This window comes from Nocardiopsis lucentensis DSM 44048, assembly GCF_000341125.1.
GTDB lineage: Bacteria > Actinomycetota > Actinomycetes > Streptosporangiales > Streptosporangiaceae > Nocardiopsis > Nocardiopsis lucentensis.
The window spans coordinates 1-11,745 of sequence record NZ_ANBC01000639.1 but is presented as its reverse complement, the minus strand read 5'-3'; the positions used below and the strand labels follow the sequence as shown (position 1 = coordinate 11,745).

Here is an 11,745-nt window from a genome sequence, read left to right as displayed (position 1 = left end):
AACCCCCCCCCTGCCGATATGGCTGACCCTGCTCCTGGGCATCGTGGCCGCCTTCGTCGGCGGTTTCCTCGCCAACCTCATCTCGTCCATGTGGTGGTGGGTGCTGATCGTCCAGGTGCTGGTCGCGGCCGTCATCGTCTACCTGGCCGACGGCATGTACGCCAGGAAACCCGGGGGAGCCGCCTGAGCGGCCGCCTCGTCCGACGCTTTTCGAGGCCACCGGCGCCGCGCCGGTGGCCTCGCCGCGCGCTCCGACAGCGGTGGCGGGGAAACGGTTCTCGAAGGCCACCGCCCGAACCCGTGCGCGTGAGTCGTGTTCCGGCGCCTCACCCCCTGGTTCCGACGGCTGCCTCCTCGCGGGGTGCGCCCTCCCGGTGGCCCGCGCTCCGAGCCGGGCCGCCCCGAGGCGCGACGACCTGGACGACGGACACCGCCGCCACCGCGATCAGGGCCCCGGCCAGCTGGACCGGGGTCAGGGCCTCGCCGAGGACCGCCCAGCCCAGGACCGTCGCGGCCAACGGGCTGCCGAAGGACAGGAAGGACACGGTCACCGCGGGCAGGCGGTCGAGGCCGCGTAGCCACAGGGAGTAGGCCAACAGGGCGCCGACCAGACTGAGGTAGGCGAACCCGGCGAGGTTGGGCCCGGTGATCTGGGCGGGCAGCCCCTCCACGACCAGGGTGGCCGGTGCCAGGAGGAGTCCGGCCGCGGTGAGCTGCCATCCGGTCATCGCCAGGACGCCCACCCCCTGGGGACGCCCCCAGTGCTTGGTGAGCACGATCCCGGTCGCCATGCAGGCGGCGGCCGCGATCCCGGCCAGGACACCCCACGGATTCAGCTCCGCCTCCGGTCCGACGACGAGCAGGCCCACGCCGACGACGCCCAGCACGCAGGCCAGAACGTGGACCGGCCTGACACGGTTGCCGAGGACCAGTGCGGCCAGGACGAGCACCAGCATCGGCTGGACGGACATGACCAGGGCCGCGACGCCGCCGGGCAGGAGGTAGGCGGCGACGAAGAGCAGGTAGAAGAAGACGCCCATGTTGAGCGCGCCGAGGATGAGGACGCGCCACCACCACACACCGCGCGGCAGGACGCGGCAGACGGCGAGGAGGACCAGTCCGGCGGGCAGGGAGCGCATGGCGGCGGCCAGCAGCGGGCGGTCGGGCGGCAGGAGTTCGGTGGTGACGATGTACGTACTGCCCCACACCACCGGGGCGATCAGCGTGAGTAGGGAGTCGAGGGCGACGCGACCGCGGGTCATCGGGAGGTTCCGGAGGCGAGGAGTTCGGTGGGGAGGTCGTCGGGCAGGGGGGCCGGCCGGAGGCGGCGGACGCCGCGCCGGGGCCCGACCGCCTCGGTGACAGGGGGTCGGGATCTCATTTCCATGGCGAACCTTTCGATAACGAACCTTTCGATGTCGAAATATTAGGTCGCGGGAGTCCGTCGGGTCAAGCGAGCGGGGCTATGATCGCCGGATGAACGACGCCGTCGACGTTTTCCTCAGCCAGTGGGCACGCGAACGCCCCGACCTGGACGTGTCCTCCATGGGGATCATCGGCCGGATGGGCCGTGCGACGCCGCTGCTCTGGCGCTCCGTCGAGAGGTTCCTCGCCGAGGAGGGCCTGGAGCGGTGGGAGTTCGACGTACTGGCCACGCTCCGCCGGTCGGGCGAGCCCTACTCCCTGACGCCCAAGGAGCTGGTGGCCATGACGATGGTGAGCGGTGCGGCGATGACCAACCGCGTGGACCGGCTGGCCTCCCGGGGGTTCGTGACGCGGCAGGTCGACCCGACGAACCGGCGGAGGACGCTGGTGACACTCGCTCCGGAGGGGCTGGAGATCGTCGACCGGGTGGTGGGCGGACACGTGGCCAACCAGGAGCGGCTCCTGGAGGTGCTGGACGAGGGGGAGCGCGACCAGCTCGCCGTGCTGCTGCGCAAGCTCCTGGTGTCCCTGGGAGACACCCTCGACTAGGCGGTGTTCCTCGGGTCCCCCCGGCACACACGGTCCGGGCGGGGGAGACCGTCGTCCCCACCCGCCCGGAGGTGATCGTCGGCCGCCGGACCTACGGGGCCAGCGGGACCACGGAGGCGAAGGGGGCGTGCGTGGTCAGGCGCTGGGCGATCCCCTCGCGGACCATCCCCTTGGCGGTGGCCACGGCCGAGCCCACCTCGGCTCCCTTGGCCAGTTCGGCGGTGATGGCCGCGGCGAACGTGCAGCCCGCACCGCTCACCCGTTCGTCGCCGATCTTCGGCGCGCGCAGGACCGTGACCTCCTCGCCGTCGAAGTACACATCCACCGCGTCCGGGCCGGGCAGCTCCACACCGCCCTTGGCGACGACGTGGGTGGGACCGAGCGCGTGGATGCGCCGCGCCGCCTCGACCAGGTCGTCCACCGTGTCGATCCGGTCCATGCCCGCCAGGGCGCGCGCCTCGAAGTGGTTCGGCGTGATGACCGTGGCCAGGGGCAGGACCTTCTCGGTGAGCGCCTTGTCGGTGTCCAGAGCCGCGCCGGGCTCCTGGCCCTTGCAGATCAGCACCGGGTCGAGCACCACGTGGCGCCACGGGCGGGCGGCCAGGGAGCGGGAGACCACGTCGATGGTGTCGGGGGTGCCGAGCATCCCGACCTTCACCACGTCCAGGTCGTGGCAGGAGGTCGCCGCCTCGATCTGGTCGGCGATGACGCCCGGTTCGACGGGGACGAAGCGGTGGCCCCACCCGTTCGCGGGGTCGAAGGAGACGATGCAGGTGATCGTCCCCACCCCGTAGACGCCCAGCTCCTGGAAGGCCTTGAGGTCGGCCTGGATCCCAGCGCCGCCGGTGGCCTCCGACCCTGCGATCACGTACGCGCGGTTGGTCATCTGCGCGCACCCTCCTGTCTCGATGTGCCGTTGGCTGTGTCGGGGGCGTACGGCTCCCCGAACCGCGCATATTGCATCACAGGTGCACGCGTCGGTTGGATTCGCGCCTACGGGTCCGCCAGCAGGGCGTCGGTGGCGTCGTATCCGTGGTCGTAGGCGCCGTCCACGGTGTTCTCACCGGTGGTCGTCTCCCCCGCGAAGTACAGGACCCCCGCCACCGGTGCGGCCAGCGCGGCCGGGGCGTCGTGGGCACCCGGCGGGACGTGGAGGTAGGCGCCCCGGCTGTACGGGTCGGCGGACCAGTCGTGATCGGTCCGCCGGGCCGGCCGCAGCCCCCGGTCCCCCACGGCCCGGCGTAGGGCGTCCAGCCCGGTGTCCAGCCGCCGCTCCCGGCCCATGGCGAGGAGTTCCCTGGCGAGGTCACCGGCGGCCCACACAGTGACGACCTCCGGTTCTCCGGCGGTCACACGGGAGAAGACGAACCCCGCCCCGGGGTCCCACGGAAGGGAGTCGTCGTTCTCGGGCAGGACGCGGTGGTCGAACTCGTAGAGGAGCTTGGTGACGACGGCGCCGTCGAGCGCGTCGATCGCGTCGCGGTGGGAGGGCGGGAGCCCCGGCTCGAAGACGACGTCCCCCGACCGCAGCACCCCGATCGGCAGGGTGAGCACACACCGGCGGGCGCGCACCCGGCCGGGACCGTCGGGGAAGTCGACCGCCAGCTCCACGCCCGCGCGCGACCAGCGCACCCGCCGGACCGGGGCGCCGAGGGCGACGGGCAGGCCGTGGGCGAGCGGGAGGAGGAGCCGGTCGTAGCCGTCGGCCACCCGGAAGTGCTCGCGGGAGGCGGACCACCAGTCGAAGTGGCCCTGCTCGTACATCCAGGCCGCGCTCCACCGGTCCAGCGGTTCGCCGTCGATCGCCACCGCGGGCCAGGCGTGCTCGGGCACGCCCACCCGCCGCAGGTACCCGGCGGCGTCCTCGTGCGGGCGCGGAGGGGAGCGGAGGTCGATCTCGGGGCCGGCCTCCGACGCGGAGCGCACGCGCTCGGTGGCCGCCCCGGTGAGCTCGACGAGTTCCCAGGTCGAGACGGAGGCGCCGTGGATGAGCCCGGCGCCCAGCTCCACCGGGACGGAGCTGAACGCGTGGTCGGTGTACAGCTGGCCGCCGATCCGGTCGCGCGCCTCCACCACCGCCACCCGCCACCCGTGGTCGGCGAGGTTGCGTGCCGCCGAGAGCCCGGCCATCCCCGCGCCGACCACCACGGCGTCCCAGGCGTCGTCGGGAGCGGTGGAACCGGAGGCCGCCGCGAACAGGGCCCCGCCGCCGACGAGGAGGCCGGCACGGCGCGTGATCGGAGGGCTGGGCATGGGGCTCCCGGGGGTCGCTGGGGGTGGACCCCACCGTAGGGCGCGGCGGCGGAGGCGGTCCACGGGGAGACCATGTCCGCCGCCGCGCACCCCGGACCGGAGCTCGGTCGGGAGCCCCCGGAGGGAAGCTCCGAGGCACGCTCCTCAGACCACCAGGAGTGTCTTCCCGACGGACGTGCGCTCCTCCAGCCCGGCGTGCGCCTCGGCCGCGCGCTCCAGGGGGAGCGTGGTCCCGATCCTCGGCGTGACGCGCCCCTCCGCGGCCAACTCCAGGACGCCCCGGGTCAGCTCGCGCTTGTGTGACGGCGAGTTGCCCTCCAGGTCGAGGAGTCCGGTGACCGTCACCTTCCGGCGCTCGGCCTCCTCCTCGTCGACCGCGGCGAACGAGCCGGACGCGGTTCCGTAGCTGATGAAGCGGCCCCCGTCGGCGACGGCGCCGAAGGCCGCCGCGCCCAGATCGCCGCCGGCCCCGTCCAGGACCACGCGCGCGCCCTCCCCTCCGGTGAGCGCGCGCACCTCCTCGACCCAGCCCGGCTTCGAGTAGTCGACGGCCGCGTCGGCGCCCAGGGAGCGCACGAGGTCGAGCTTGCGCTCGCCCCGGGCCGCGCCGACGACGTGCGCCCCCGCGGCACGCGCCAGCTGGACGACCAGGCTGCCCGCGCCGCCCGCGGCCGCCGCGACCAGGACCCACGTGCCGGGCTCGAACCGGGCGGCCCCCTCCAGCAGCTTGGCCATGGCTCCGTCGTGCAGCAGGGACACGGCGTGGGTCGGGTCGAGACCGTCGGGCACCCGGATGAGCCGCTCCTCGGGGGTCGCCGTCCGCTCGGCGTAGCCGTCGGTCGGGATGATCTGCCCGCTCCCGGGGTTGCCCCGTCCGGTCTCGGCGATCACCCGGGTCCCGATCCACGCGGCGTCCACGCCCTCCCCCACGGAGGAGACCGTCCCGGCCACCCCGGAACCGGGCGTGTAGGGGAGGGGAACCGGGAAGAAGTCCTGTCCCCATCCCCGGCGCAGGAGGGTGTCGAGGAACAGGATGTCGGCGGTGGTGACGTCGATCACGACCTCCCCGGGGGCCGCGACGGGGTCGGGCACCTCCTCGGTCGCCAGTACCGCGGGGCCGCCGAACTCCCTGACTCGGACCGCACGCATCGTCATCGCTCCTCAGATCGGTTGGCGCCGCTTCCCGCGGCGCGGAACCCAGCCTCCTACCTCAAGTTAAGTTGAGGTCAAGTGGTCGGAGTCTCCGGGTTCCCTCAGGGGCGTCCCGGCGGGTGGCGGGCTGGCGTGAATAAAAATATGTCGCTAATATTTTTTCATGGCACGGACAGCGGACCACGAAGGACGGCGGCGCCAGGTCGCTGAGGCGCTCATGCGCACGGTGGCGGACCGCGGGCTGGCCAGGACGACCCTCGCGGACGTCGCCGACGAGGCGGGCGTCTCCGTGGGGCTGGTGCAGCGCTACTTCCGTACCAAGTCCGACCTCCTGCGGTTCGGGGTGCGGCACATGTACCAGCGTGCCGAGGAGCGCTTCCGCGCGATCGACGGGAAGGGCACCTACCGCGAGCTGCTGTACCGCTTCGCCGAGACCCTCCTGCCACTCGACGACGAACGCCGTCTGGAGCTGACCGTCTGGCTGGAGTTCCTCCCCGCGACCCTCACCGACCCGGAGATGGCGCGCCTGCACCAGGACACGACCGCGGCCCTCGTCGCCGGCATCGCCCACGGTTTCGAGGACGCCGCGCGACGCGGGGACCTGCCGGAGGGGATCGACGCGCGCGGTGAGGCCACCAGGCTCGTGGCCTTCGTCGACGGCCTGACCCTGCACCACCTCGTCACCACGCGGGAGTTCCCGGCGGAGGAGATCCGCGACTCTCTGCGCACCTACCTCGACCGGCTTCGCACTGCCCCTGGGAGCCCCGACCACGCGTCCGAGCACCACGAAGGGGACCGGCATGACCAGTGACGTCCGACCGACCCGACCGGCCGACGACCGAGCGGGACCGGGCACGAGGATGCCGCTGCTCGACGTCCTGCGCGGGCTCGCCATCCTGGGCACCCTGGCCACCAACGTGTGGATCTTCACCGCCCGGGGCGGCGAGGGCGTCATGCTCCACGAGACCGACATGCTCAGCCCGATGGGCGCCTACCTGGCCGACCCGTCGGCCGCCGGCCTGGCCCAGGGCGTCTTCCTGCTCGTCTCCAACGGCAAGTTCCTGTCCATGCTCACCCTGCTGTTCGGGGTGGGCCTGCCCATCCAGTACCGCTCGGCGGCACGGCGGGGCGGACGCTGGCCGGGACCCTACATGTGGCGGGCGCTCTTCCTGTTCACCGAGGGCCTGGTGCACTTCACCCTCGTCTTCGCGGCCGACGTGCTCATGGGGTACGCCGCCGTGTCCGTGGTGGTCGCCTGGCTGCTCACCCGGTCCGACCGGGCGCGGGGCGCCGTGATGTGGACGGCGCTCTCCCTGCACCTGGCGTTCGTCGCCCTGGTGACCGCCGTCATGCTGGCCGACACGCCACCGGAGGGCACCGGAGTCCCCGACCGTGTGGCGGCCCTGTACGCGGAGGGCGGTTACCTCGACCAGGTGGCCTTCCGGCTCGACCACTTCCTCCTGCTGCGCCTGGAGCCGATCGTCACCTTCGGGCTGCTGCTGTTCATGTTCCTGCTGGGCGTGCGACTGTTCCGGGCCGGGGCCCTCGGCGCCGACGGCACCGGTCGCCGCCTCCGGGCGCGCATGCTCGTGTGGGGGATCGGCGTGGGCGTGCCGCTGAACGTGGCCACGTCGCTGGCCGGGCCGGACCTGTTCCTCGTCGATCGGTACGTGGCGGCCCCGCTCGTCGCGCTCGGCTACATCGGCGCCGTCGGCTGGATCCTGGACCGGGTGAATCCCCGGGGCCGCGTCGTCGGGGCGTTCTCCTCGCTGGGACGGACGGCGATGTCCGGCTACGTGACGCAGAACGTCGTCTGCGCGCTGCTGTGCTACGGGTTCGGCCTGGGGCTCGCCGCTCGTTTCGAGGCGTACGGCCCGTGGTGGGTGATGGGCCTCTGGGCGGCGGTGTCCGTCCTGCTCCTGGTGGGGTCGACACTGTGGCTGCGAAGGTTCTCGGCGGGTCCGCTGGAGGCCCTGCAGAAGGCGGTGCTGTCCCGGGCGCCCGGTCAGCGCGGCGCCGCCGCCCTCCACGGCCGGTTCGGTGACCGGACCTCCTAGACGACGCCGCCGTTGGTCCGGACGTTCTGTCCGTTGACCCAGCGGCCCTCGGGGCCGGTGAGGAAGGCGACGACGTTCGCGATGTCCTGGGGGTCGCCCAGCCGTTCCATCGGCGACTGGTTGGCCAGCCGCTCGATGGTGGCCTCGTCCTTGCCGTCGAGGAAGAGCGCGGTCGCGGTCGGGCCGGGGGCGACGGAGTTGACCGTCACGTCGCGACCGCGCAGTTCGCGGGCGAGGATCAGCGTCAGCGCCTCCACCGCCCCCTTGCTCGCGGCGTAGGCGCCGTAGGTCGGGAACTGGAGGCCGACGACGGAGGTGGAGAAGTTCACGATCGCGCCGCCGGATCGCACGCGGCGGGCGGCCTGTTGGTTGATGACGAAGGTGCCGCGGATGTTGGTGCGGTGGAGTTCGTCGAGCTCGGCGAGTTCGAGGTCGACGATCGTGGACAGCCGCATCCGCGCCGCCGCGTGCACGACCGCGTCGACGCCGCCGAAAGCGCGCTCGGCCTCGTCGAACAGCCCGGCGACCGCGTGCTCGTCGGCGACGTCGGCCTGGACGGCGATCGCCCGGCCGCCGCCTCCGGTGATCTCGGTGACGGCGGCGTCGGCCTCGGCGGTGTCGTTCGCGTAGCCGATGACGACGGCGTCCCCGCGGGCGGCGAGTGCGGTGGCGGTGGCGCGGCCGATGCCTCGGGAGGCGCCGGTGACGACGGCGACGCGGGTCTTCTCTGTGCTCAAGGTCGTTCCCCTCGGTGATGCACCGTGCCGATCCGGGGCCGTCCTCGGGACGACACGGGTGTTATCGGTGATTTCACTATCCAGGGAACGATGATAGCAAGATGGGCTATCGACGATACTGCTTTTCTGATTTCGTTGATGTCGACATTCGGATCCGCGACACCCTCACCCGACGGGATAGGAGCGCAGACACTCCTCATAGCCGGGCAGCGCACCGCTGGCGGCGATCTCGGCCAGGGAGGGGGCGGCCGCGTCCCGGTCGGACCTGATCGGCGGCTCCGCCAGGTCCCATGGCAGACCCAGCTCGGGGTCGAGCGCGTCGACGTCGATGATCGTGCCCGGCACGTACTCCCGGGTGCACAGGTAACTGACGCAGGTGTCGTCGGCGCGCGCCACGTAGCCGAGCCCGAGGCCGTCCGGCAGGTACAGGGCGACCCCGGCCTCCGCGTCCTGCTCGACCGCCTCGTGGTGGCCGAACGTCGGCGAGCCCACCCGCAGGTCCACGACCATGGTCAGCGCCGCCCCCCGGACACAGGTGACGATCTTGCCCTGGCCGGGCGGCAGCGTGGTGGCGTGGATGCCGCGCATCGCGTTGCGCCGGGTCACGGTGTGGTTGACCTGGCGGATGTCCACCGCGTGTCCGGTGGCCTCCCGCAGCGACTCGTGGCGCAGGCTCTCGTAGAGCCGACCGCGCGAGTCGGGGATCGGCTCCGGAACGATCCGGTAGGCGTCCCGGACGCTGGTCTCGGTGATGATCATTCTTGGCCCCCGCTGATCGGTGGGTGCGGTCGGGTGGGCGGATCACTCCGCCGAGGGCAGCAGTCCCTCGATGGCGTCCGCGGCCGCGGACGGCCCGCCCGCGCGGCGGATCTCCTCGCGCAGCCAGTCGATCCGCTCCAGGACCCCGTCGTCGCCCAGCACGCTCAGGGCGGTCTCCCGCAGCCGTTCGGCCGTCACCTCGCCGATGGGCAGTTGGGCGCCGAGGCCGAGCTCGGCGATGCGGCGCGCGGTCGCGCGCGGTTCGGGCATCACCGGGAGCGCCACGATCGGGACCCGGTGGGTGAACGCCTCCATCGCCGTGCTCATACCGCCGTGGTTGACCAGCAGGTCGGTGTGCGGGAACACGTCACCGAGGGGGACGAAGTCGTGCACCCGCACATTGTCCGGGACCGGTCCGACCTCCTCCGGACGCAGGCCGCCGCCCAGCACGAGGAGGACGTTCCAGGGTTGGTCCCTGAACGCCTCGACACAGGTCCGGAAGAACTCCGGGCGCTCGTTGTAGAGCGTGCCGAGGCTGACCACCACCAGCGGCCGCCCGTCCTCGGGCGGGCTCCACGTCCCGTGGAAGGACACCCCGGCGGCGCAGGGGCCGACGAAGTGGTGCTGCTCGTCGAACGTCTCGCCCGCGTACTGGAAGACCCGGGGCATGTAGAACAGGCCGGGCCCGCCGTGGACGGCGTCGCTGAACGCGCCCAGGTCGTCGGTGGCTCCGTGTGACTGGAGCGCCTTGCCGATCCGGCCGAACAGGTCGAGCAGCCGCGGGTCCTCCGGCGTTTCGTTGGAGTCCACCGCTGGGTGCAGCGCCCAGTGCTCGTTGGCGGCGTAGGTGGGGGTGCTGCGGATGACCGGCACCCCCCAGCGGTCCGCCAGCAGCCGACCGGTCCAGAACGAGGACGGGTCGTTGACGACCACGTCGGGAAGGTCCGCCGCGAAGTGCTCCTCCAGCACGGGCATCGTCTCACCGGTCATGTCCAGGAGCCACTCCAGGACACGGAGGTACTCGTCCTCGTCCGTGTACTCGTCGGCCTCCTGACGCGGCACCATGTCGGCCATGAACCGGTCGTGGTCCATGGGGTAGGTGACCACGTCGGCCCCGGCCCGGACCGCCCGGCCGGAGAGCTGTTCGGGCAGCGCGTAGGTCACCCGGTGGCCCCGGGCCACCAGTTCCTCCGTCACCCCCAGGGTCGGATTCACGTGTCCGGCGACGGGGAGGATGAAGAATGCGATGTGAGCCATGCCAGACCCTTCGTGGGGTGCCGAGGTGTGCGGACGGCCCCGGACGGTCCGGGGGACCCCAGCCGAAGCCGGGAACGGATGCTACGAGGCGCCCCGGGGTCGGACAAGGCCGATCTGACATAGTGCGGCGGGCTCCGGAGGGCGGGCGCGGGCGGCCCCCACCCCGTAATTGACAAAGTGACCGGCCAACCGTGGCACCGCGCCCGGCGCGGGGCGCAGACTCGGCGAGCAGCGCCGCTCCACTGGCGCGACGACCGCCGAGAGGACCGCATGATCATCCCTGCTTGCCGCGTCTGCGACAACCGTGAGCTAATCCCGGTGCTCGACCTGGGAGAACAGGCCCTGACCGGGGTCTTCCCGCGCAGTCGGGAGGAGGTCGTCCCCGAGTTCCCCCTGGAGCTGGTGAAGTGCTCGCCATCGGGCTGCGGGCTGGTTCAGCTGCGACACACCCCCGACCCGGGGCTGATGTACGGGGAGGGTTACGGCTACCGCTCCGGCATCCGGCCGTTCATGGTCGACCACCTGAGGGGAAAGGTCGAGTCGGTGCGCCGACGCGTCGAACTCGGCGCCGGCGACATCGTCGTCGACATCGGCAGCAACGACGCCACCCTGCTCAGGAGCTACCCGGACGCGGGGCTGCGGCGGGTCGGTATCGACCCGACCGGCGGCAAGTTCCGCGACAGGTACCCCGACGACGCCGAGCTGATCGTCGACTACTTCTCCCGCGACGTCTTCACCGAGCGCTTCGGAGACGAACGCGCCCGGGTGGTCACCTCGATCGCGATGTTCTACGACCTGCCTGACCCCCTGGCGTTCATGCGCGACGTTCGCGACATCCTCGCCGACGACGGGGTCTGGCTGATGGAGCAGAGCTACCTGCCCTCCATGCTGGAGGCCGACGCCTACGACATCGTCTGCCACGAGCACCTGGAGTACTACGCGCTGCGGCAGATCGAGTGGATGGCTGAGCGAGTCGGCCTCACCGTCCTGAGCGCCGAGATCACCGACGTCTACGGGGGCAGCCTCTGCGTGACGCTGGCCAGATCCACGTCACCGCACACCGTGGACGAGAATGGGCTGGACCGCGTCCGCGCCCTGGAGAGCCAGGCTAAGATCGACACCATGGCCCCCTTCGAGACCTTCGCGCGGCGGGTCGAACACCAGCGGGACGCCCTGCGCTCCTTCCTCGCCGACTCCCTCGACGCGGGCCGGCTCACCGCCGGGTACGGCGCATCGACCAAGGGCAACGTGATCCTCCAGTACTGCGGGATCACCGAACGCGAACTTCCCTGCGTCGGCGAGGTCAGCCCCGAGAAGGCGGGGCGCTTCACCCCCGGCACGCGCATCCCCATCGTCTCCGAGGAGGAGGCCAAGGCGATGCGGCCGGACCAGCTGCTGGTCCTCCCGTGGATCTACCGGAAGGGTTTTGTCGAGAGGGAACGGGACTTCCTCGCCTCCGGCGGACGGCTGGTGTTCCCGCTCCCCGAGCTCGACACCGTGTGAGCGCGCCGATGACGTACGCGGACGCGCGGGGCCACCGGCCACGGATCGTCGTC

The 11,745-nt window shown here is 72.1% G+C and carries 12 protein-coding genes; 5 read left to right on the top strand and 7 right to left on the bottom strand.

All coding sequences use genetic code 11. The features are described 5' to 3' along the window. Positions 1 to 187, top strand: a 187-nt coding sequence (locus tag D471_RS0122740; RefSeq protein WP_017600747.1) for a GlsB/YeaQ/YmgE family stress response membrane protein, incomplete at its 5' end; no start/stop codon positions are given. 139 nt (positions 188 to 326) lie between these two features. Here the strand turns inward: D471_RS0122740 and D471_RS0122735 are convergent. Then, on the bottom strand, positions 327 to 1,262 hold the full coding sequence (locus D471_RS0122735; RefSeq protein ID WP_017600746.1) for an EamA family transporter: 936 nt from the start codon (positions 1,260 to 1,262) through the stop codon (positions 327 to 329). A 214-nt stretch (positions 1,263 to 1,476) separates the two neighbouring features. Here D471_RS0122735 and D471_RS0122730 point away from each other — a divergent pair, with 214 nt between their 5' ends. Continuing rightward, entirely contained in the window at positions 1,477 to 1,974 is a 498-nt protein-coding gene (locus D471_RS0122730) for a MarR family winged helix-turn-helix transcriptional regulator (protein ID WP_017600745.1), read from the top strand. A 91-nt stretch (positions 1,975 to 2,065) separates the two neighbouring features. Here D471_RS0122730 and thiD read toward each other — a convergent pair whose 3' ends face one another. The 3 genes from thiD to D471_RS0122715 form a co-directional block, all read right to left on the bottom strand. Then, positions 2,066 to 2,860: a bifunctional hydroxymethylpyrimidine kinase/phosphomethylpyrimidine kinase gene (gene thiD, locus D471_RS0122725; RefSeq protein WP_017600744.1), complete on the bottom strand. Its 795-nt coding sequence runs from the start codon at positions 2,858 to 2,860 to the stop codon at positions 2,066 to 2,068. Positions 2,861 to 2,967: 107 nt separating this feature from the next. Continuing rightward, the gene (locus D471_RS0122720; RefSeq protein WP_017600743.1) at positions 2,968 to 4,227 is read right to left on the bottom strand and encodes a flavin monoamine oxidase family protein; all 1,260 of its coding nucleotides are present in this window, start codon (positions 4,225 to 4,227) and stop codon (positions 2,968 to 2,970) included. Positions 4,228 to 4,371: 144 nt separating this feature from the next. Next, positions 4,372 to 5,376: a zinc-binding dehydrogenase gene (locus D471_RS0122715; protein ID WP_026127988.1), complete on the bottom strand. Its 1,005-nt coding sequence runs from the start codon at positions 5,374 to 5,376 to the stop codon at positions 4,372 to 4,374. Positions 5,377 to 5,542: 166 nt separating this feature from the next. On the opposite strand from D471_RS0122715, the gene D471_RS0122710 reads away from it, so the two are divergent. Next, positions 5,543 to 6,190 (top strand): TetR/AcrR family transcriptional regulator, encoded by a 648-nt coding sequence (locus D471_RS0122710; RefSeq protein ID WP_026127987.1) that lies wholly within the window; start codon positions 5,543 to 5,545, stop codon positions 6,188 to 6,190. Beyond that, the gene (locus D471_RS0122705) at positions 6,180 to 7,436 is read left to right on the top strand and encodes a DUF418 domain-containing protein (protein ID WP_017600740.1); all 1,257 of its coding nucleotides are present in this window, start codon (positions 6,180 to 6,182) and stop codon (positions 7,434 to 7,436) included. The genes D471_RS0122710 and D471_RS0122705 overlap by 11 nt, the downstream gene beginning before the upstream one ends. On the opposite strand, the gene D471_RS0122700 is transcribed toward D471_RS0122705, so the two are convergent. The 3 genes from D471_RS0122700 to D471_RS0122690 form a co-directional block, all read right to left on the bottom strand. Next, positions 7,433 to 8,173: an SDR family oxidoreductase gene (locus D471_RS0122700; RefSeq protein ID WP_017600739.1), complete on the bottom strand. Its 741-nt coding sequence runs from the start codon at positions 8,171 to 8,173 to the stop codon at positions 7,433 to 7,435. The genes D471_RS0122705 and D471_RS0122700 overlap by 4 nt on opposite strands. 165 nt (positions 8,174 to 8,338) lie before the next feature. Continuing rightward, entirely contained in the window at positions 8,339 to 8,932 is a 594-nt protein-coding gene (locus D471_RS0122695; RefSeq protein ID WP_017600738.1) for a dTDP-4-dehydrorhamnose 3,5-epimerase family protein, read from the bottom strand. A 42-nt stretch (positions 8,933 to 8,974) separates the two neighbouring features. Beyond that, positions 8,975 to 10,189 carry a macrolide family glycosyltransferase gene (locus tag D471_RS0122690; RefSeq protein ID WP_017600737.1) on the bottom strand — a complete coding sequence of 405 codons (1,215 nt, stop codon included), beginning with the start codon at positions 10,187 to 10,189 and terminating at the stop codon, positions 8,975 to 8,977. 270 nt (positions 10,190 to 10,459) lie between these two features. Here D471_RS0122690 and D471_RS0122685 point away from each other — a divergent pair, with 270 nt between their 5' ends. Next, the gene (locus D471_RS0122685) at positions 10,460 to 11,692 is read left to right on the top strand and encodes a class I SAM-dependent methyltransferase (protein WP_026127986.1); all 1,233 of its coding nucleotides are present in this window, start codon (positions 10,460 to 10,462) and stop codon (positions 11,690 to 11,692) included. The last annotated feature ends 53 nt before the right edge of the window (positions 11,693 to 11,745 follow it).

Bases quoted from the DNA above. Each gene is read 5' to 3' on its own strand.
- D471_RS0122720 (WP_017600743.1), bottom strand. From the start codon at position 4,227: ATGCCCAGCCCTCCGATCACGCGCCGTGCCGGCCTCCTCGTCGGCGGC.
- D471_RS0122695 (WP_017600738.1), bottom strand. From the start codon at position 8,932: ATGATCATCACCGAGACCAGCGTCCGGGACGCCTACCGGATCGTTCCG.
- thiD (WP_017600744.1), bottom strand. From the start codon at position 2,860: ATGACCAACCGCGCGTACGTGATCGCAGGGTCGGAGGCCACCGGCGGC.
- D471_RS0122685 (WP_026127986.1), top strand. From the start codon at position 10,460: ATGATCATCCCTGCTTGCCGCGTCTGCGACAACCGTGAGCTAATCCCG.
- D471_RS0122710 (WP_026127987.1), top strand. From the start codon at position 5,543: ATGGCACGGACAGCGGACCACGAAGGACGGCGGCGCCAGGTCGCTGAG.
- D471_RS0122715 (WP_026127988.1), bottom strand. From the start codon at position 5,376: ATGCGTGCGGTCCGAGTCAGGGAGTTCGGCGGCCCCGCGGTACTGGCG.
- D471_RS0122705 (WP_017600740.1), top strand. From the start codon at position 6,180: ATGACCAGTGACGTCCGACCGACCCGACCGGCCGACGACCGAGCGGGA.
- D471_RS0122730 (WP_017600745.1), top strand. From the start codon at position 1,477: ATGAACGACGCCGTCGACGTTTTCCTCAGCCAGTGGGCACGCGAACGC.
- D471_RS0122690 (WP_017600737.1), bottom strand. From the start codon at position 10,189: ATGGCTCACATCGCATTCTTCATCCTCCCCGTCGCCGGACACGTGAAT.
- D471_RS0122735 (WP_017600746.1), bottom strand. From the start codon at position 1,262: ATGACCCGCGGTCGCGTCGCCCTCGACTCCCTACTCACGCTGATCGCC.